The 18,522-nt window shown below is 73.5% G+C and carries 17 protein-coding genes; 8 read left to right on the top strand and 9 right to left on the bottom strand.

Going from position 1 to position 18,522, the window contains the following annotated elements:
* Window positions 1-23: 23 nt before the first annotated feature.
* Window positions 24-650, top strand: a complete 627-nt coding sequence (gene pdxH / locus BKD26_RS16375) for a pyridoxamine 5'-phosphate oxidase (RefSeq protein WP_084898903.1) — start codon at window positions 24-26, stop codon at window positions 648-650.
* A 15-nt stretch (window positions 651-665) separates the two neighbouring features.
* Here pdxH and BKD26_RS16370 read toward each other — a convergent pair whose 3' ends face one another.
* Window positions 666-1,022 (bottom strand): hypothetical protein, encoded by a 357-nt coding sequence (locus tag BKD26_RS16370; protein WP_143662661.1) that lies wholly within the window; start codon window positions 1,020-1,022, stop codon window positions 666-668.
* 451 nt (window positions 1,023-1,473) lie between these two features.
* On the opposite strand from BKD26_RS16370, the gene BKD26_RS16365 reads away from it, so the two are divergent.
* Window positions 1,474-2,838 carry a PAS domain-containing protein gene (locus BKD26_RS16365; RefSeq protein WP_084898595.1) on the top strand — a complete coding sequence of 455 codons (1,365 nt, stop codon included), beginning with the start codon at window positions 1,474-1,476 and terminating at the stop codon, window positions 2,836-2,838.
* A gap of 552 nt (window positions 2,839-3,390) precedes the next feature.
* On the opposite strand, the gene BKD26_RS16360 is transcribed toward BKD26_RS16365, so the two are convergent.
* Genes BKD26_RS16360 through BKD26_RS16345 form a run of 4 tightly spaced genes read right to left on the bottom strand, consistent with a single transcriptional unit; the run spans window position 3,391 to window position 6,795 of the window.
* Entirely contained in the window at window positions 3,391-4,593 is a 1,203-nt protein-coding gene (locus tag BKD26_RS16360; RefSeq protein ID WP_084898594.1) for an ABC transporter permease, read from the bottom strand.
* Window positions 4,593-5,276, bottom strand: a complete 684-nt coding sequence (locus BKD26_RS16355; protein ID WP_084898593.1) for an ABC transporter ATP-binding protein — start codon at window positions 5,274-5,276, stop codon at window positions 4,593-4,595. The genes BKD26_RS16360 and BKD26_RS16355 overlap by 1 nt, the downstream gene beginning before the upstream one ends.
* Window positions 5,273-6,328 (bottom strand): peptidoglycan-binding protein, encoded by a 1,056-nt coding sequence (locus BKD26_RS16350; protein ID WP_241518688.1) that lies wholly within the window; start codon window positions 6,326-6,328, stop codon window positions 5,273-5,275. The genes BKD26_RS16355 and BKD26_RS16350 overlap by 4 nt, the downstream gene beginning before the upstream one ends.
* The gene (locus BKD26_RS16345) at window positions 6,325-6,795 is read right to left on the bottom strand and encodes a hypothetical protein (protein WP_084898591.1); all 471 of its coding nucleotides are present in this window, start codon (window positions 6,793-6,795) and stop codon (window positions 6,325-6,327) included. Before BKD26_RS16345 ends, BKD26_RS16350 begins: the two co-directional genes overlap by 4 nt.
* 90 nt (window positions 6,796-6,885) lie before the next feature.
* On the opposite strand from BKD26_RS16345, the gene BKD26_RS16340 reads away from it, so the two are divergent.
* Complete coding sequence (locus BKD26_RS16340) at window positions 6,886-7,545, top strand: response regulator transcription factor (RefSeq protein WP_084898590.1); 660 nt, start codon at window positions 6,886-6,888, stop codon at window positions 7,543-7,545.
* Entirely contained in the window at window positions 7,542-8,714 is a 1,173-nt protein-coding gene (locus BKD26_RS16335; RefSeq protein WP_084898589.1) for an ATP-binding protein, read from the top strand. Before BKD26_RS16340 ends, BKD26_RS16335 begins: the two co-directional genes overlap by 4 nt.
* A gap of 310 nt (window positions 8,715-9,024) precedes the next feature.
* On the opposite strand, the gene BKD26_RS16330 is transcribed toward BKD26_RS16335, so the two are convergent.
* Window positions 9,025-9,780 (bottom strand): SIS domain-containing protein, encoded by a 756-nt coding sequence (locus BKD26_RS16330; protein WP_084898588.1) that lies wholly within the window; start codon window positions 9,778-9,780, stop codon window positions 9,025-9,027.
* 154 nt (window positions 9,781-9,934) lie between these two features.
* Here BKD26_RS16330 and BKD26_RS16325 point away from each other — a divergent pair, with 154 nt between their 5' ends.
* Together BKD26_RS16325 and BKD26_RS16320 are read left to right on the top strand one after the other, a co-directional pair.
* Window positions 9,935-10,627 (top strand): metal-dependent transcriptional regulator, encoded by a 693-nt coding sequence (locus BKD26_RS16325; protein WP_073757323.1) that lies wholly within the window; start codon window positions 9,935-9,937, stop codon window positions 10,625-10,627.
* A gap of 522 nt (window positions 10,628-11,149) precedes the next feature.
* Entirely contained in the window at window positions 11,150-12,019 is an 870-nt protein-coding gene (locus tag BKD26_RS16320; RefSeq protein WP_084898587.1) for an alpha/beta hydrolase, read from the top strand.
* A 9-nt stretch (window positions 12,020-12,028) separates the two neighbouring features.
* On the opposite strand, the gene BKD26_RS16315 is transcribed toward BKD26_RS16320, so the two are convergent.
* The 3 genes from BKD26_RS16315 to BKD26_RS16305 form a co-directional block, all read right to left on the bottom strand.
* On the bottom strand, window positions 12,029-13,606 hold the full coding sequence (locus BKD26_RS16315; RefSeq protein WP_241518687.1) for a transporter: 1,578 nt from the start codon (window positions 13,604-13,606) through the stop codon (window positions 12,029-12,031).
* Window positions 13,607-13,617: 11 nt separating this feature from the next.
* Window positions 13,618-14,397, bottom strand: coding sequence for an ABC transporter ATP-binding protein (locus BKD26_RS16310; RefSeq protein WP_084898900.1), 780 nt, complete (start codon window positions 14,395-14,397; stop codon window positions 13,618-13,620).
* A 113-nt stretch (window positions 14,398-14,510) separates the two neighbouring features.
* Entirely contained in the window at window positions 14,511-15,206 is a 696-nt protein-coding gene (locus tag BKD26_RS16305) for a bifunctional DNA primase/polymerase (protein WP_084898586.1), read from the bottom strand.
* A gap of 383 nt (window positions 15,207-15,589) precedes the next feature.
* Between BKD26_RS16305 and BKD26_RS16300 the strand changes: the two genes are divergently transcribed.
* Window positions 15,590-16,972, top strand: coding sequence for a transcriptional regulator (locus tag BKD26_RS16300; protein ID WP_084898585.1), 1,383 nt, complete (start codon window positions 15,590-15,592; stop codon window positions 16,970-16,972).
* A 168-nt stretch (window positions 16,973-17,140) separates the two neighbouring features.
* Window positions 17,141-18,511 carry a hypothetical protein gene (locus BKD26_RS16295; protein WP_179166562.1) on the top strand — a complete coding sequence of 457 codons (1,371 nt, stop codon included), beginning with the start codon at window positions 17,141-17,143 and terminating at the stop codon, window positions 18,509-18,511.
* The last annotated feature ends 11 nt before the right edge of the window (window positions 18,512-18,522 follow it).

The raw sequence follows: 18,522 nt of genomic DNA, 5'->3' as shown, positions 1-18,522 counted from the left end.
CCGCAGCTCTCGATCCCGCCGACATGCGCGAGCAGTACCGCACCGCCGAGTTCCTGGAGGCGGACCTCGCGGCCGACCCCATGGGCCAGTTCGCACGCTGGTTCAAGGAGGCGGCCGACAGCGCCGCGATCGTCGAGCCGAACGCCATGATCGTCTCGACGGCGACGCCCGACGGCCGGCCCTCGTCGCGCACGGTGCTGCTGAAGCACTACGACGAGCGGGGTTTCGTCTTCTTCACCAACTACGGCTCCCGCAAGGGCTCGGAGCTGGACACCAACCCGTACGTCTCGCTCCTCTTCCCCTGGCACCCGGTCGCCCGCCAGGTCCTCGTCACCGGCACGGCGACCCGCGTCGGGCGCGACGAGACGGCCGCCTACTTCCGCACCCGCCCGCACGGCTCCCAGCTCGGCGCCTGGGCGAGCGAGCAGTCGTCCGTGATCGCCTCCCGCGCCGAGCTGCTCGCCCGGTACGAGGAGCTCGCGACCCGCTACCCGGAGGGCGAGCAGGTCCCGGTCCCGCCCCACTGGGGCGGCTTCCGGGTCGCCCCGGACACGGTCGAGTTCTGGCAGGGCCACGAGAACCGGCTGCACGACCGGCTGCGGTACGTACGGGACGGCGAGGCGTGGCGGGTCGAGCGGCTGGCGCCGTAGGGCCCAGGGCGAGCCTCAGGAGAGGTCGACGGAGGCCAGCAGCGGTCCCGCCACCGCCAGTGCGTACTGGACGAACACCGCCCCGCTCCGCACACGGTGGTCCACCGCGTCACGGGGCAGGCACAGCGCCCACAGCCCCACGAGGCCGGACAGGCCCAGCGACCACATGGCGAGCTCCGTCATGGGGCCGCTCGCCCCGTCGCCCCCGAACGCCTGGTGCAGCACGATGGCGAGCGTGCCGACGAACGTGACCGCGAGCAACAGCAGCCCGACCCCGGCGAAAGCGCGTACGGCCCCGGTGCTGGGTGCGAAGGGGCCGTGCGGCCGAGGAGCGGTCTCTGTCCCGGCCTCGGCCGAGTCGGTTGTGTTCATGCCGGCCATCGTGGCCGCCGCCGGCCGTGCCGGGCATCGTCACAGGTACTCAGAGCCGCGCACGCGGACGCACGCGTACGTACTCAGGCCACGGTCGCGCGGCAAGCAGAAACCCGCGGGCTCTGGCTCTCCTGACGGAGAGGCCGGCCGGATGTGCCGGCGAGCCCACGGGTCGGTGACTGCTTGGATTGCGGCAGGAGGCCTGCCGACATTGCACAGAGTGCGACGACGGGCCTCAGCCCGCAGTCACCTCACGCATCCGAAAAGAAACCACTTCCGGATCACCTCCTTTCTTCGTGTGCCCCACACCCTAGGAACGGCTCCCGCGCCCGACAACCGGTTTTTTGGGCCGGGCCGATTTCCGGGAACGGGGTGTGTTCTGAGTCACGTTCCAGTTGAATGACCGGGCGTGCATCTGCACGTGTGTACACGTCCTGCAGGGGGTGCCGGGATGAGTGCGTCCAGGAGCGAGACCACCAGTGCTCTGGGACCCGACGAGCCCGACCGGGCCGCCGGGTCCGGCCGGGTCGGCCAGCCGGACGACCGGGTCGGGGCCGGGGCTGATCTGCTCGCCGCGCTGCTCGACGGGATGGACGCCGCGCTGTGCGCCTTCGACGCGGACGGCACGATCACCCACTGGAACCGCGAGGCCGAGCGGATCCTCGGGTGGAGCGCCGAGGAGGCCGTCGGACGGCGCGGGTTCGCCGGGTGGGCCGTGCGCAGCGCGGACGCCGACGACGTACACCGGCGCCTGATGGCCGTCATGGAAGCGCCCGGCCGCCAGGTCCACGAATTCGCCCTCCTGCGCAAGGACGGCGGCCGGGTGCTCGTGCGGACGCAGTCGGCCGGGGTACGGGGCGCGGACGGCCGGCCCGCCGGCGTGTACTGCGCGTTCAGCGAGGTGCACGCCCAGATCGACCTGGAGCGGTCGATCGCGCTCAGCGAGGCCCTGTTCGAGGACGCGTCCTGGGGCGTGGTCCTGGTCGACGTGGACCTCCGGCCGACCATCGTGAACGCCCATGCCGCGCGGGCGCTGGGCTGCGGCCGTACGACGCTGCTCGGGCGGCCGCTCGGCGAGCTGGTCGTCCAGGGCGTGGAGGATCTGGAGGGCGCCCTGCACCACGTCCTGGCGGAGGGCGCGCCCAGGGCGCTGGTCGAGCTGTGGGTGACGCTCAGGACGCCGGAGGGCGAGCGGCGGCGCTGCTGGCGCAGCGGGTTCCTGCGGCTGGCGTCGCCGCTCGCGGAGGAGCCGGTGCCGCTGGGCGTCGGCTGGCTGTTCCAGGACGTGACGGACGCGAAGCTGGCGGAACAGGAGGCGGACCGGCTGCGGTTCCGGTCCAGCCAGCTGCACCGGGCGGGCAACGCCGCCGCGGAGTGCGAGGACCCGATGGAGGCGGCGGTCACGTATCTGGACTTCGCGCTCGCCGGGTTCGCCGACCATGTGCTGGTGGACCTGTTCCAGGGCGACCGGCTCGTCCGGGCCGCCGCCTCCCCGGCCGGCGCGCCGGGCCCGGTGGCCCGCCTGGCGGGCGCGGGCATCCCGGTGCGGTACGCGGCGCGGCACCCAGCGCTGCAGGCGGCGGAGCGGGCCGGTTCGGTACGGGCGAGCGCGTCCTCGGAGTCGTGGGCGGCCGACCGCCAGTGGCCCGGGGACGCGGCCCACGCCCTGTGCGCGGTGCTCCGCAGCCGGGGCCGGACGCTCGGCGTGGTGACCTTCCTCCGCTCGGGCAGCCGCCCCGCCTTCGAGCGCCCGGACGCGCTGTACGCGGAGAGCGTCGCGGTCCGCGTCGCCGCGGCGGTGGACCTGGCGGGGTAACCCCCACCGCCCCGCCCCGCGGGTCGTGGGCAGTCACCCCCGCCGGGCCCCCCGTTGTGGACAGTCCCCCCGCCGGGGTCCCGCCCCCGCCCGTTGTGGGCAGTCACCCCGTCGGGGTCCCGCCCCCGCCCGTTGTGGGCAGTCACCCCGTCGGGGTCCCGCCCCCGCCCGTTGTGGGCAGTCACCCCGTCGGGGTCCCGCCCCTACCCGTTGTGGGCAGTCCCCCCGTCGGGGGTCCCGCCCCCGCCCGTTGTGGGCAGCCCCCCGCCCGTTGTGGGCAGTCGTTCCGCAGGGCGGAACGGGTGGGCACAACGGAACCGGGGCGGTGCCCTTATCTCGGTGCCCCCCGGCGCGGTACCTGTTCCCGGTGCCCCACGGGGCGGTGCCCGAGCGGCGGCTACCCCCGTGGGTGGGGGGCGTGGCCCCTCCGGGCTCGTCTCCTCGAGGCCGGCGGCCTTGGGCACCGGAAAGGGAGCCCACCAGCCGCCGCCAACCTCTGCGGGGACGACCCTGCACGGCCCCACCCCGGCCGCCGCACGGCGAACGGCGCGTTCACCCCGCGTGCAGCGCCAGCGTCGGGGACAGGCGGGACGCCCGCACCGCCGGGTAGAGCCCGGCCACCGTGCCGATGGCGAGCGTCGCGCCGAAGCCGCCGCCCACCGCCCAGGGCGGTACGACCCACGGCAGGCCGCCGGACGCGGCGTACGCGCCCGTGGCGGCCGCGCCGAGCGCCACGCCCGACAGGCCGCCGAGCCCCGACAGCATCAGCGACTCGGTGACGAACTGGATCCGGATCTGGCCCCGCGTCGCGCCCAGCGAGCGGCGCAGCCCGATCTCGTGGCGCCGCTCCAGCACCGAGATGATCATGGTGTTGGCCACCCCGACCCCGCCGACGAGCAGCGCGATCCCGCCCAGTCCGAGCAGCAGCGTCGAGAAGGCGCCCTCCGTCGCCGCCTTGGCGCGCAGCGCCGACGATGGGTCGGTGACCCGGACGTTCTGCGGGTTCCGCGGGTCGACCGTGGACGCCAGCAGGGAGCGCACGGACTGCACCGACGCGTCCGTGGACCGCTCGTACACGGACGTCGGGTGCCCGTCGAAGCCGAGCAGCCGTTCCGCCGCCGCCCAGCCCACCAGGGCGGACCGTTCGATCTCGGGGGCGAGGGGCAGTGGGTCGAGGATGCCGACGACCGTGAAGTACCGGTCGCCGATCCACACCTGCCGCCCCGGTTCGGTGATGCCGAGCCGCTGGGCGGTGACGTGGCCCAGCACCACCGACGGGTAGCGGCCATTGGCACTGTTGAGCCAGGTCCCGCGGCCGACCTCGCCGCGCAGCACCTTCAGCAGGTCCTCGGTGGTGGCCTTCACCGCGATGCCGCTGGTCTCCTCCTTCGGGATCTTCTCGGAGCGGCGCACCGACCGGGCCACGTCGCCCGTCGCGCCGACCTGCTGTACGCCGTCGATGCGGCCGACCATGCCGGGCGCGTCCTTGGGCAGCTTGACGTCCTGCCCGGCGAACATCGACTCGCCGGGCGTCGCCACCAGCATGTTGGTGCCGAGCGCGTCGAGCTGCCGCATCAGCTGTGCCTTGCTGGAGGCGGAAATGCCGACCACCGCGATCATCGTGGCGATGCCGATGGCGATGCCGAGCGCGGACAGCACGATCCGCACCGGCCGGCTGCGCAGCCCGGCGGCGCCCACGTGCAGGACGTCACGCGGCCCGAGCCGGGCCGCCCTCAGGCGCGTACGAGAGGACATCAGGCCGCCACCTTCCGTACGTCCGCGACGATCCGGCCGTCCCGGATGCGTACTTGGCGCGGCAGCCGATCCGCGATCTCCGTGTCGTGCGTGATGACGGCGATGGTGGCGCCCTCGGCGTTCAGGGCGTGCAGCAGGTCCATGACGGCCTCGCCGGACGCGGAGTCCAGCGCCCCGGTCGGCTCGTCGGCGAGCAGGAGGTCCGGGCGGCCGACGACCGCCCGGGCGATGGCGACGCGCTGCTTCTGGCCGCCGGACAGCTCGTGCGGCCGGTGTTCCTGCCGGTCGGCCAGCCCGACGCGGGCCAGCGCCTCGGCGGCGAGGGCGCGTCTGCGGGCCCGGGGGAGGCCGGAGTAGAGGAGCCCTTCGGCGACGTTGTCCTGGGCGCTGACGCCCGGCACCAGGTGGAACGCCTGGAAGACGAACCCGATGTGCCGGGCGCGCAGCGCCGACAGGCGCCGGTCGGACAGGGAGGCCACATCGTGCCCGGCGATCTCCACGCGCCCCGCCGTCGGCCGGTCGAGCGTGCCGACGATGTGCAGCAGGGTGGACTTGCCGGACCCGGACGGGCCGACGATCCCGACCAGCTCGCCCTGCCCGACGGTCAGGTCGACGCCGTCGAGCGCGGTGACGCCGCCCGCGTACTCCTTGGTGACGCCGGTCAGCCGTACGACCGTGCTCATACGGACGGCACCCCGACCTTCATGCCTTCACGCAGCCCACCGCCGCTGACCTCGACCCTGCCTTCGGCGAACATGCCGAGCTCGACCTTGACGTCCCGGCTGCGGCCGTTCTCGACAACTTCGACGCCGAAGCCGCCTCCGGGGAGGGCGAGGAGGGCGTTGACGGGGACGGACAGGACGCCTTCACGGGTCTCGCCGGTGAGGTTCACGGTGACCGGTGACTGGTCGAACGCCTTGACCTTGTCCGGGTCGTCGAACGACACCGTGATGTCGATCTTCGGGGTCTTGTCCTGCGGGTCGTCGCCCGCCTTGGCGGTCTTGCCCACACCCGTCACCTTTCCGGGCGCGCTGGTGCCGTCCGGGAGGTCGACCGTGACCTTGGTGCCGGCTTTCGCCAGGGACCCGTCGGCGACGGGGAGCTGGAAGCGTACGACGCGTTCGGCGCCGGTCACGGTGAGGACGGGCTTGCCCGGCCCGACCGGGTCCCCGGCCGCCGCGCCGGTCTCCTTCACCCGGACGGATCCGGAGGCGAAGGTGATCTGGTCGGGGCCTATGCGGCCGGTCTGCTTCAGGTCGTGGGACTTCTGCCAGCGCTTGACGGCGTCGGCGGTGCCCTCGGTGTACTTCTCGTCGACGGCGAGCCCGGAGCCGTACCCGAGGTCGCGGAGGTTCTCCTCCAGCTGCTCGACGTCCCGGCCCTTGTCGCCGGGCTTCAGCGTCCGGTACATCGGCCCGGTGCCGTACAGGAGGCGGACGGGCCGGCCGTCGACCTCGTACAGCCGCTCGTCGCGCTCGACGGTGGACCCGGCGCCCGCGATCCAGGTGAGGGTGCCGGACGGCCCGGCGTTGATGCGGCGTTCCTTGGCGTAGCCGAGGGTGCCGGTCTGCTGACTGCTGTCCTTCAGGTCGCCGCGTTCGACGGGGGCGGTCGCGGTCGTGGACTTCTTCGGGGCGGATTTCTGCTCGGGGGCGCTGTACGCGGTGACGGCGGCGCCGCCGCCCGCCGCCAGGACGATGACGGCGAGCGCGACGACGAGTCGGCGGCGGGTCACCGGGTCTCGCCCCCGCAGACCTTCATCGCCTTGTCGAACTTCTCCTTCTCCGGGCCGGCCGTCGGCATGGGCAGCGCCTGCTGCGCCGCCCCGTCGAACTTCGGGTCGGGCATGTTGACCCCGTTCTCCCGCATGCAGCGGGCGAACTTCAGCGCCTTGTCCTTGTCGGCCTGGGTGATCTCCCCGGAGCCGGCGGCGCCGCTCTTACTACGGCATGCCTTGAAGGCCTTCTCCATCTGTTCCTTGCTCAGGTCGCCGCCGATGGCGATGCCGCGCGGGTCCTCTCCCGGCTTGGGCTCGGGCACGTCCAGGCCTTGTTCGCGCAGGCACTTGCGGTACTCCAGGGCCTGGTCGGCCTTCTTGCCCTCGCCGCTGACGTCCTCGCTCTTGGTCCCGTTCTCCGTGCCCGAGCAGGCGGCGGCGAGCAGGGCGAGGGCGGCGATGGCTGTGCAGTGTCGGATTCTCATGGCTGTGGAGGGTGCCCGGGACGGGTGTTTCGCCGCTGCCAAGGGATCCGTTAACACCGCCGAAAGGTGCCTGTGGGTTACACAGGACGCATGCGCGTACTGGTGGTGGAGGACGAGGAGTTCCTCGCGGAGATGATCGCGGAGGGCCTGCGCCGTGACGCGCTCGCCGTCGACGTGGCGTCGGACGGCCTGGAGGCACTGCGGAAGCTGCGGTTCGGGGCGTACGACGTGCTGGTGCTGGACCGGGACCTGCCAGGGCTGCACGGTGACGACGTGTGCCGCCGGGTGGTGCGCCAGGGGCTGCTGACCCGGATCCTGATGCTGACCGCGTCGGGGACGGTACGGGACCGGGTGGAGGGCCTGGGCCTGGGCGCCGACGACTACCTGACCAAGCCGTTCGCGTACGACGAGCTCCTCGCGCGCGTGCTGGCGCTCGGGCGCCGGGCGCGGCCCGCCCTGCCGCCGGTCCTGGAGCGGGCAGGGATCGTGCTGGACACGGCACGGCGGCAGGCCAGCCGCGACGGGCGGCACCTGCACCTGTCGCGCAAGGAGTTCGCCGTACTGGAGGCGCTGCTGCGCGCGGAGGGCGCGGTCCTCAGCGGCGAGGACCTGATCGAGCAGGTGTGGGAGGAGCACACCAGCTACCGCACCAACGCGGTACGCGTCGCCCTGAGCAAGCTGCGCGCCAAGCTGGGGGAGCCGCCGGTGGTGGAGACGGTGCCGGGCGCGGGCTACCGGATCGGCTCGTGAGCAGCGAGCGGGCCCGCCTCACCGCGCTGTACGGCGGGCTTCTGGTGCTGGCGGGCGCGCTGCTGACGGGGGTGGTCTACCTGCTCGTACGGCAGGGGCTCTACACCTCGATCAGTACGGCGGTGACGACGGCCGTCCCGGCCTCGACGCTCGACCCCTCCTTGCCGGTGCCGAGCCGTTCGGCCGTGCCGGCCAGCCCGATGCCCGTGCCGCCGGGGACGGTGGCGCGCGGCTACGCGGTCACGCGGCAGCTCAGCGACGCGGCCGAGGATGCCGCGCTGAGCCGTCTGCTGACCGTGTCGCTGCTGGTCCTCGCGCTGTACGCGGTGGTCTCGGTGGCCGTGGCGTGGTGGATGGCGGGGCGCGTGCTGCGGCCGGTCGCGGTGATCACCGAGACGGCACGGCGGCTGTCGGGCGAGAACCTCCACGAGAGGATCGCGCTGGCGGGCCCGCCCGGGGAGCTGAAGCGGCTCGCGGACACCTTCGACGGGATGCTGGAACGGATGGAGCAGCTCGTCGGCGCACAGCAGCGGTTCGCGGCGAACGCGGCCCATGAGCTGCGTACGCCGGTGGCGGTGCAGCGGGCGGCGGCGGAGATCGGCCTGGCGGGGGAGCCGGACCGGGAGCGGGTGGCCCGGATCCGTACGAAGCTGATCTGCGTCGCGGACGACAGCGAGCGGATCATCGACGGTTTGTTGCTGCTGGCCGCCTCCGACCAGGGGCTGGAGCACCGGGAGCCGGTGGCCGTCCACGAGGTCGCCCGGGTGGCTGTGGACGCCCTCGCGGGGGAGGCGGCCGAGCGGGGTGTGACGGTCTCGGTCCGTGCCGAGCCGTCGACGGTCGCCGGCGACGCGGTCCTGCTGGACCGGCTGGTGCACAACCTGGTCGCCAACGGCATCCGGCACAACCGGGCGGGCGGGCACGTGTCCGTTCGTACGGGACCGGAGGGCATCGAGGTGTCCAACACGGGCCCGGTCGTCCCCGAGGACACCGTCCCCCTCCTCTTCGAGCCGTTCCGCCGCCTCACCGAACGCCGCCACGCCCCGGGGGAGGGCGCGGGCCTCGGCCTGTCGATCGTCGCCTCCATCGCCCGCGCCCACGGCGCGTCGGCGACGGCCACGGCGAACCCGGCCCCGGAGGGCGGCCTGACGGTCCGCGTCCGCTTCTGATCGGGTCTGCCCGGCCCCACGGGTGACCGGCTGCCCCAGCCAGGGCGGGGGGCCGAGGCCAGGATGCCCCGGTTTCCCGACCCCGGGTGACGGCCCCGGGCCAGGGCGGCCCGGCCCCGGGCGGTCGCCCGCGGCCACGGGTGGCCCGCCTCCGGGCCAAGGCGGTCTGCCCCGGGCCAGGAGGCGCGGCCCGCGCCAGGGCGGTCGGGCCCCGGGCGGGTGTGAGCGGGGGCTCCGGGCCGGGGACGGCCAAGAGCTCGTGGCCAGGGCGGTCGGGCCGCGCCCGGGGGCGGGCCCCGGGCCTGGCGGCCTAGTGGCGGAAGAAGATCCGGTCCGCGTACTCGTTCATCACGCGGCCGTTCCATTCGTGTCCGCCGTCGACGTTGCCGGAGCGCAGCAGGGGCGGTTCGATGCCGCGGGCGACCAGGGCCTCGGTGGCGGCCGCCATCACCGCCTGCATCAGGGCGCTGGTGACGACCGTGGACGCCGGCGCGAACGGTGCCTCGACGCCCTCGTGGGTGAGCTCCGCGTCCCCGACCGCGATCTTGGAGTCGAGGACGATGTCGCAGTGGTCCTTGAGGAAGGTGCCCGACACGTGCCGGGGCTTGGTCTCCTCGGCGTACGCCACCGACGTCACCCCGATGACCTTCAGGCCGAGAGCGCGGGCGTTCATCGCCATCTCGACGGGCAGGGCGTTGCGGCCGGACAGGGAGACGATGATCAGTACGTCGCCGGCCGTGGCGGGCGAGGAGTCGAGGACCGCGCCGGCGAGGCCGTCCACGCGCTCCAGTGCCGAGCCGAGGGTGGCGGGCATGACGTCGACGCCGACGACGCCCGGTACGGCGAGCAGGTTGACCAGCGCGAGGCCACCGGCCCGGTAGACCACGTCCTGGGCGGCGAGGGACGAGTGGCCCGCGCCGAACGCGAACAGTCGGCCGCCCTCGGCGACCGTGTCGGCGACGGCCGCGCCGGCGGCGGCGATGTTCCGCGCCTCTTCGTCCCGCACCCGCTGGAGCAGGCCGATCGCGGCGTCGAAGAACCGACCTGCCAGCTCGCTCTCGCCCATGGCGTCAAGGCCCCTTCTCTCCGTGTCGCGGATCACGTTGCGGTCTGGACCATTGCTCTGTCAATACCGGCTTGTCCACAGGGCGGCACGGTTGTCGGCGCGATGCGCAAGAATTGAGTCAGGGCCAGCGCACGATTCTTTTCGAGGGGCACGTATGTCCGGACTGATCGACACCACGGAGATGTATCTCCGCACCATCCTCGAGCTGGAAGAGGAAGGTGTGGTGCCCATGCGCGCCCGCATCGCCGAGCGGCTGGACCAGAGCGGGCCGACCGTCAGCCAGACGGTCGCGCGGATGGAGCGGGACGGTCTGGTGACCGTCGCGGGCGACCGGCACCTGGAGCTGACCGACGAGGGCCGCCGCCTGGCCACCCGTGTGATGCGCAAGCACCGGCTCGCCGAGTGCCTGCTCGTCGACGTGATCGGCCTGGAGTGGGAGCAGGTCCACGCCGAGGCGTGCCGCTGGGAGCACGTGATGAGCGAGGCGGTGGAGCGCCGCGTGCTGGAGCTGCTGCGCCACCCCACCGAGTCGCCGTACGGCAACCCGATCCCGGGCCTGGAAGAGCTGGGCGAGAAGGCGGAGACCGAGGCGTTCCTCGACGAGGGCATGGTGTCGCTGGCCGAGCTCGACGCGGGCCCGGAGGGCAAGACCGTCGTGGTGCGCCGCATCGGCGAGCCGATCCAGACGGACGCCCAGCTGATGTACACGCTGCGTCGCGCGGGCGTGCAGCCCGGCTCGGTGGTGAGCGTGACGGAGTCGGCCGGCGGTGTGCTCGTCGGCAGCAGCGGTGAGGCCGCGGAGCTGGGCGCCGACGTGGCGTCGCACGTGTTCGTCGCCAAGCGCTGACCCGTCGTGCGGGGCGACCCCCGCACGGCACCGGAGCGTCGCCCGATGCCCTGCCCGGGCCCCCGGGTCGTGCGGCGCCCCGCGCACCGGTCGGCGGTGGATCCCACCGGCATCCGTCACGGAACGCGCTTTCGACCGGAAGGGCAGCGCCCGGGCGCCTCGCGTGCCAGTCTTGGCTCAGGCATATGACCTGAGTCGGCGTGAGCCGAGGCTCCGCGACCGGGGAGGGAGCAGGTTGATGCGCCCGTCACACGTATCCGTACATGTGGAGAGCCCCGGCGCCGATCGGCGCCGGGGCCTCACCTCCCCTGTGCTGACCCGGAGCCCCGAGCTCTCAGGGTCATCCCCCTCGGACCGTTTTCCCCGAGCGGCCCGCCTCCCGATGAAGATCTCCCCTCGGCGGCGGCCGTCAATCCTTGAGCCGGGTCACTCGAACGAGCGGTGTTGCGTGCGAGACCCCCGTTTTCGAATGCAGGTTCGATAGTCTGGCCGCGCACGTGACAGAAGGGGGTGTCAGGACACATGGTGCGACGCATCGACCTGACCGGAGCCGACGGCTTACGCCTCGCCGCCTGGGAGTTCGCCGACCCGCCCAAGGGCCGGACGCCCGGTGACGCCGACCCCGCTCCCGGGGTGCTCCTCCTCCACGGCCTGATGGGCCGCGCCTCGCACTGGACCACCACCGCCCGCTGGCTCGCCGAGCGGCACCGGGCCGTCGCGCTCGACCAGCGCGGGCACGGCCGCAGCGACAAGCCCGCCGAGGGCCCCTTCACGCGCGAGGCGTACGTCTCCGACACCGCCGCCGCGGTCGAACAGCTCGGGCTCGCCCCCGTCACCCTCATCGGTCACTCCATGGGCGCCCTGACCGCCTGGCAGCTCGCCGCCGAGCGCCCCGACCTCGTCCGGGCCCTGGTCATCTGCGACATGCGGGCCTCCGCCCTGGGCGCCGCGTCCCAGCGCGAGTGGAAGGACTGGTTCCACTCCTGGCCGCTGCCCTTCGCCACGCTCGCCGACGTACGCAAGTGGTTCGGCGAGGACGACCCCTGGGTGGAGCGCCCCAACCCGGCGCGCGGCGAGTTCTTCGCCGAGGTCATGACCGAGGGCCCCGACGGCTGGCGCCCCCTGTTCTCCCGCCGCCAGATGCTCACCTCCCGCGAGACCTGGGTCTACGACGCCCACTGGGAGTCCCTCGCCCAGGTCCGCTGCCCGACTCTCGTCGTCCGCGGCCTCGACGGCGAACTGGGACGCGCGGAGGCCCAGGAGATGGTCCGCGTCCTGCCCCACGGCCAGTACGCCGAAGTGCCCGACGCGGGCCACCTCGTCCACTACGACCAGCCCGACGGCTGGCGCACCGCCATCACCCCCTTCCTCGACGGCGTCCTGACCTCCTGACACCTCGCCTCAGCCCTTGCTGACCGCCGCCAGGATCTCCGGGAGGCGCGCCGCCGTACGGGGCGCGGCGAGGCGGAGGCCCGTCCAGGTCAGCAGCGTGCCCCAGCCGGCGCCGAGGGCGAGGAGGAGCAGGCCGCCCGACATGCCCGTGCCCGTCACGTTCAGCCAGACCGTGAGGGCGATCAGCGGGGCGCACAGCAGCGCCGCCGTGACCATGCCGCCCAGGATGGAGATCCACGCCAGCCCCGCCTGCCCCGGTGCCACGTTCTTGAAGCCGCTGTCCTGCGGGATCGAGTACGGGAAGCGGGCCGACGCCACCGCGCCCGTGCCCAGCATCGCGCCCAGCACCCCGAACGACAGCCCCAGCGCCTCCGGCAGCGTCCGCCAGTCGCCCAGCACCGCCGCCGTCAGCGCTGTCACCAGCGCCGCGAACGGCAAGGTGACCAGCAGCAGCGCCAGGGCCCGCGCCCGCAACTCCTCATAGGCGTCCCGCGCCGAGGAGATCGTCATCGCGACCATCCAGAAGGCGGAGGTGTCCTGGCCGAACTGGTTGTACATCTGGACGCCGAGCATCCCCGCCGCGAAACACGCGAAGTACACCGACCCCGTGCCCTGCAACGCGTTGAACAGCGGCACGATCAGGCCGATCGCCAGTGACGTCACCCACGCTGCCTTCGTCTTCGGGTCACGCGCCACATACCGCAGGCTCCGCTGCACCACCGTTCCCGCACGCCCCTCGAGGCGGTCGAAGAGGCCGGAGGACGCCGCCGACTCACGGCGCGACGGACGCGACGCCGCCGCCAGCGTCGAACCGTCCGGAGCCGTCATCAGCTTCACCAGGCTGCGCCGCCACGCGTACAGCAGCGCACCCAGGGCCGCCGCCGACAGCACCAGCCCGGCCACCGCCTCCCCGTGCGCGCCCTCGCCCGCCGAGTCGACCGCGGCCAGCGCCGACGCGGGCGGAATCCACCGCACCACCTCCGCCGCCGGATCGAGCGCCGACAGCCCACCCGCCCGACTCAGCCGCTGCACACCGAAGTTGACGAACTGGATGCCCACCGCGATCACCAGACCGCTCAGCACCGCCAGGTCCCGCCCCTTGCGCGACGTCAGCAGCCGTACGTTCCCCGCCGCCACCGCCCGCGCCAGCGCCACGCACACCAGCAGCACCAGCGGCACCGCGACCACCGCCACCACCATCGCGAACGCCCCGCGCGCCAGCGCCACCGCCGACCCCACCGCCAGACACAGCGTGAACAGCGGCCCGATCCCCACCAGCGACGACACCAGCAACGCCCGCACCAGCGGCCCCGGCGACAGCGGCAGCATCACCAACCGCGTGGGATCCAGCGTCTCGTCGCCGCTCGGGAAAAACAGCGGCATCACCGCCCACCCCAGCGCCAGCAGCCCCGCCAGCAACACCACGACGGTGCCCGCGTGCTCACTGCCCCGCAGCAGCACCAGCCCCAGCAACTGCCCCGCCGCGAACAACAGCGCCAGCACCGCGGACGTCACATACGCCGCCGTACGCCCCGCCGACTGCCGCAGCCCATTGCGCAACAGCGACAACTTGAGCCGTACGAACACCCCCGTGAGCGTCACCGCCCACCGCCCAGCCAGTCCAGCGACTCGCCCGCGTCCCGCCCCCGCGCGCCCACCAGTTCCAGGAACGCGGCCTGCAACGACGGCGCCCCGCCCCGCACCTCCGCCAGCGTGCCCTGCGCCCGGATGCGGCCCGCCGCCATCACCGCGACCCAGTCGCACAGCGATTCCACCAGCTCCATCACATGACTGGAGAACACCACCGTCGCACCCGAGGCCGTGTACCGCTCCAGCACCCCGCGGATCGTCTGCGCCGACACCGGGTCCACGCCCTCGAACGGCTCGTCCAGGAACAGCACATCCGGGTTGTGCAGCAGCGCCGCCGCCAGGCCGATCTTCTTGCGCATACCGGTCGAGTAGTCCACGACCAGCTTGTTCTGCGCCCCCGCCAGGTCCAGTACGTCCAGCAACTGGGCGGCCCGCTTGTCCACCTCGTCGCCGGGCAGCCCTCGCAGCCGCCCGGTGTACGCGAGGAGCTCCCGCCCCGACAGCCGCTCGAACAGCCGCAGCCCCTCCGGCAGGACCCCGATCCGGGCCTTCACAGCCGCCGGGTCGCGCCACACGTCGTGCCCCGCCACCTCGACCCGCCCCTGGTCGGGCCGCAACAGCCCCGTCACCATCGACAGCGTCGTCGTCTTGCCCGCCCCGTTCGGGCCCACCAGCCCGATGAACCGGCCCGCCGGCAGCGCCAGATCGATCCCGGCCACGGCGATCTGCTCACCGAACCGCTTCCACAGCCCCTCGACCCGCACAGCGGGCGCGAGACCCTCCGTCATCTGGTCCGGCACGGTCACTGCCTCCCGTAGTCCCCGTTCCCCGTGGATACGGGACCCAGCCTACGTACGCGCCGGTAAGCACGGGGAGGCAGGAAACCGGCAGTCAGGACCGGTCAGGACTGCCGGGACGGTCCGGACTGCCGGGACCGGGCATCGGCGGCCTCCCGCGCGCACGCGTACGCCAGCGGACTGATCAGCTCCTCGGCGTCCGGCAGCCACCGGTTCGCCGGCGTGGGACGGCGCGCCCACTGCACCGCCCCGTGCCCGCCCACCCGGGTCGGCGGCGCCGCCACGTACTGGCCCTCGCCCCGCGCCACCAGGTCGATCCCGCTCGGCGACCAGCCCAGCTTGCGCACCAGGTCCGGCACCTTGGCGGCGGCACCCGGCAGCACGAAGAACATCATCCGGCGGTCCGGGGTGCAGGTGACCGGGCCGAGCGTCAGGTCCATCCGCTCCATCCGCGCCAGCGCCAGGAAGCCCGCCGACTCCGGGACGTCCAGCGCGTCGAAGGTGCGGCCCGTCGGCAGCAGGATCGACGCCCGCGGCTGCTTCCCCCACAGCCGGCGCGCCCCCACCGCGCTGCCCGTCGCCTGGGTCGCCCAGTCCGGCCGGGCCGGGTGCGCCCCCGCGGCGGGACACGCGGCCTCGCCGCACGAGCACCGCTCCATGCCGTCGACCGCCTCCAGCCAGGTGCCGGGGAACACGTCCCAGTGCCGCTCTTCCGCATACCGCACGGCGCAGTCCAGCAGCTGCTCACCTCGCTGCTTGGGGATCTGTGCGGCTTCCGTGACTCCGATGGTCTCTTCCACGGACAACTCAACTACCGGCCCCACAGGGGGTTACGGGGCGCGGGAGGGGAGGCCGAGGAGCATCGATTCGGCATCCGGGGCGCATGGATGCACGGACGGGGGCGCGCATGGGGGCCGGGAGCGGTGGGCGGGTAGCCACAGTCGGGGGTGGTGGCAATGCGGCGGTCTCCCGCCATTGCACGACGTATCAGCCTTCATCGGCTCTTGCGGCACGACCGGCTCTTCCGTGTCTTCCGTTGTCTTCCGATCTCTTCCGTAACTGTCCGTGCCCTTCTTGGTGCTTCATCGGTTTCGTCAGTATTCGCAGGTCAACTTCTGCATTCTCCGTATATCAGCCGGGCAGTGATCAGCGAGACTGATCACCGCGGCAACAGGGGGTAGTCATGGCAGCCAGGCCGCTCGTCGCCCGTCAGCCGAACGAACGGCTGCAGGCTCTCATCCAGGAAGCAGGGTGCTCCAACGCCGGGCTCGCCCGCCGCGTCAACATGGTCGGGCAGGAGCGCGGGCTCGATCTGCGGTACGACAAGACGTCGGTGGCGCGCTGGCTGCGCGGCCAGCAGCCGCGTGGGCGGGCCCCCGGGATCATCGCCGAGGCGCTCGGCCGCAAGCTGGGGCGTACGGTCACGATCGACGAGATCGGCATGGCCAACGGCAAGAACCTGGCGTCCGGCGTGGGTCTGCAGTTCTCGCCGACCGTGCTCGGCGCCATCGAGCAGGTCTGCGAGCTGTGGCGCAGCGACGTGGGCCGGCGGGACTTCCTGACCGGTTCGACGGTGGCCGCCTCCGCGCTGGTCGAGCCGAGCCGGGACTGGCTGATCACGGGCGCCGACCCGCAGGTGGCCCGGCAGGCCGGGGCGCGGGTCGGGACGGCGGACGTCGAGGCGGTACGGGCGATGACGGCCGCGCTGGTCGACCTGGACCACCGGTTCGGCAGCGGCCATGTGCGGCCCGTGGTGGTGCACTACCTGAACAGCGTGGTGTCGGGGCTGCTGTCCGGCTCGTACCGGGACACCGTCGGCCGTCACCTGTTCGCCGCCGTCGCCCGCCTGACGGAGCTCGCCGGGTACATGGCGGTGGACACGGGGCAGCCCGGGCTGGCGCAGCGGTACTACATCCAGGCGCTGCGGCTCGCGCAGGCGGCCGGGGACCGTGGGTACGGCGGGTACGTACTGGCCGCGTCCATGAGCCACTTGGCGGCCCAGCTCGGAAACCCGCGCGAGATCGCCCAGTTGGCGCGGGCGGCGCAGGAAGGGGCGCGGGGGCACGTCCCGCCGCGGGCGGAGGCGATGTTCCTGGCGGCCGAGGCGCGGGGGCACGCCCTGCTCGGCGATGTACGCGTGTGCCAGGAGGTGGCGGCCCGGGCGGTGGCCGCGATGGACCGGGCCGACCCGGAGTCGGGCGACGACCCGGAGTGGATCGTCCACTTCGACCGGGCGTACCTCGCCGACGAACTGGCCCACTGCTACCGGGACCTGGGCCGGCCCGAGGAGGCGGCGCGGGCGGCCGGCGAGGCGCTGGACGGCCACCCGGAGACGCGGGCGCGGCGGCGGGCGATCGGCCTGGTCCTGCTGGCCACGGCACAGGTCCAGCAGCGGGAGGTGGAGGCCGCCTGCCACACGGGCACGCGCGCCGCCGAACTGCTCGGCACGCTGCGGTCGTCGAGGGGCGCGGAGTACCTGGACGACCTCCAGCAGCGCCTGGAGCCGTACGCGGACGAGCCCGCGGTCCGCGAGTTCGGGGCGCGGCTGGAGTTGCAGGCCGCGTAGGGGCCCCGGTTGGTGGGGGCCTTTTAGGGGGCGCCGGCTTAACAGCGTCTTGGGGGAGGTTCTTGTTACTGCTGCCACACACGTGTGCGCGGGCTCTGTGTCACCCGGTAGCGTGAGCCGACGCTTCCGTAGGTTTACAGGTTTACCCGTTCACACGTAGGAGTCCCGGTGACGCAGAGCGGACAGGGTCAGGAGCCGCACCTTCCGGCGGCACGGCCCGCGCACGAGGGTGTCGTGCTGCCCGCCGAGGGCAGTGAGACCTGGGGTACGGCGGGCGCCGGGCCGGCCGGGGGCCAGCCGTGGGGCGGCCCCTGGGGACCGCCGGGCGGGCAGCAGCAGCAGCCGGGCCCGTACGACCAGCAGCCGGGGGCGTACCAGCACCAGCAGCCGCAGCAGCACCAGCAGCACCAGCAGCCGCAGCAGGCGTACGGGACCGTCGCGCAGCCGCTGCCGCCCGAGATGCCGCAGGGCGCCGCCGACGCGGACGCCACGCAGTACCTCCCGCCGGTCGCCGGACCGGGCGCGGGACCGGGCGCTGCTCCTGGTGCCGGGCCGATGCCCATGCCGATGCCCATGCCCGCCGAGAGCCCGGCCGAGTCGACGCAGTTCCTCGGCACCCGGCCGTCCGGAAGCCCCGACGCGGACGCCACGCAGTACATGGCGCCCGTCCCGCCCCAGCCGTCCGGCGCGCCCTACGGGATACGCCCCGGGGCGCCGGGCGACCGGCAGCCCCCGGCCGAGTTCGACAGCCTGTTCCGCGACGACGCGGCCGCGACGCAGCACATGCCCACGTACGGGGCCCAGGCGCCGCACCAGCAGAGCCGGCCGCCCTACCAGGCCCAGGCTCAGGCGCCCCAGCCCGTACCGCAGTACCAGGAGCCGTACCGCGATCCCGCGCCGCGCCGGCAGTCCAAGCTGCCGCTGATCGCGGCCGTCGTCGTGGGCTGCGCCGTCCTCGGGCTCGGCGCCGGCGCCCTGCTCAGCGGTGGCGAGGACGACAAGAAGGGCACGTCCGACAACACCGGTGTCGCCGCCGCCAGCTCGCCCACCCCCGGCGCCGGCGGCTCCCAGGCGGCGCCCGACCCGGCCAGGACGCAGGCGGAGGCCCTCGATAAGCTGCTCGCGGACAGCAACAACAGCCGCGACACGGTGATCCGTTCCGTCGAGAACATCAAGAAGTGCCAGAACCTCGACCAGGCCGCCACGGACCTGCGCGGTGCCGCCGGGCAGCGCCGTGAGCTGGTGACCCGGCTCCAGGGCCTGGCCGTCGACAAGCTCCCGAACCACGCCGAGCTGAGCACCGCGCTGACCCGGGCCTGGCAGGCCTCGGCCTCCGCCGACGACCACTACGCGGCCTGGGCCGGCGAGGTCAAGGGCAAGAAGGGCTGCAAGGGCGGCAAGGCGCGCAGCACGGACCGGTTCGCCCAGGGCAACAGGGCCAGCGGTGAGGCGACGGCCGCCAAGAAGCAGGCCTCGGAGCTGTGGAACGGCATCGCCAGGACGTACGGCCTGACCTCGCGCCAGCCGCAGCAGCTCTGACCCGCGGGGTG

The sequence above is a fragment of the Streptomyces sp. CB03238 genome, assembly GCF_002099185.1.
Taxonomy (GTDB): domain Bacteria; phylum Actinomycetota; class Actinomycetes; order Streptomycetales; family Streptomycetaceae; genus Streptomyces.
This window is presented reverse-complemented; position numbering and strand designations above follow the sequence as displayed.

Bases quoted from the DNA above. Each gene is read 5' to 3' on its own strand.
- BKD26_RS16365 (WP_084898595.1), top strand. From the start codon at position 1,474: ATGAGTGCGTCCAGGAGCGAGACCACCAGTGCTCTGGGACCCGACGAG.
- BKD26_RS16320 (WP_084898587.1), top strand. From the start codon at position 11,150: ATGGTGCGACGCATCGACCTGACCGGAGCCGACGGCTTACGCCTCGCC.
- BKD26_RS16310 (WP_084898900.1), bottom strand. From the start codon at position 14,397: ATGACGGAGGGTCTCGCGCCCGCTGTGCGGGTCGAGGGGCTGTGGAAG.
- pdxH (WP_084898903.1), top strand. From the start codon at position 24: ATGCGCGAGCAGTACCGCACCGCCGAGTTCCTGGAGGCGGACCTCGCG.
- BKD26_RS16330 (WP_084898588.1), bottom strand. From the start codon at position 9,780: ATGGGCGAGAGCGAGCTGGCAGGTCGGTTCTTCGACGCCGCGATCGGC.
- BKD26_RS16345 (WP_084898591.1), bottom strand. From the start codon at position 6,795: ATGAGAATCCGACACTGCACAGCCATCGCCGCCCTCGCCCTGCTCGCC.
- BKD26_RS16300 (WP_084898585.1), top strand. From the start codon at position 15,590: ATGGCAGCCAGGCCGCTCGTCGCCCGTCAGCCGAACGAACGGCTGCAG.
- BKD26_RS16370 (WP_143662661.1), bottom strand. From the start codon at position 1,022: ATGAACACAACCGACTCGGCCGAGGCCGGGACAGAGACCGCTCCTCGG.
- BKD26_RS16355 (WP_084898593.1), bottom strand. From the start codon at position 5,276: ATGAGCACGGTCGTACGGCTGACCGGCGTCACCAAGGAGTACGCGGGC.
- BKD26_RS16340 (WP_084898590.1), top strand. From the start codon at position 6,886: ATGCGCGTACTGGTGGTGGAGGACGAGGAGTTCCTCGCGGAGATGATC.
- BKD26_RS16360 (WP_084898594.1), bottom strand. From the start codon at position 4,593: ATGTCCTCTCGTACGCGCCTGAGGGCGGCCCGGCTCGGGCCGCGTGAC.
- BKD26_RS16325 (WP_073757323.1), top strand. From the start codon at position 9,935: ATGTCCGGACTGATCGACACCACGGAGATGTATCTCCGCACCATCCTC.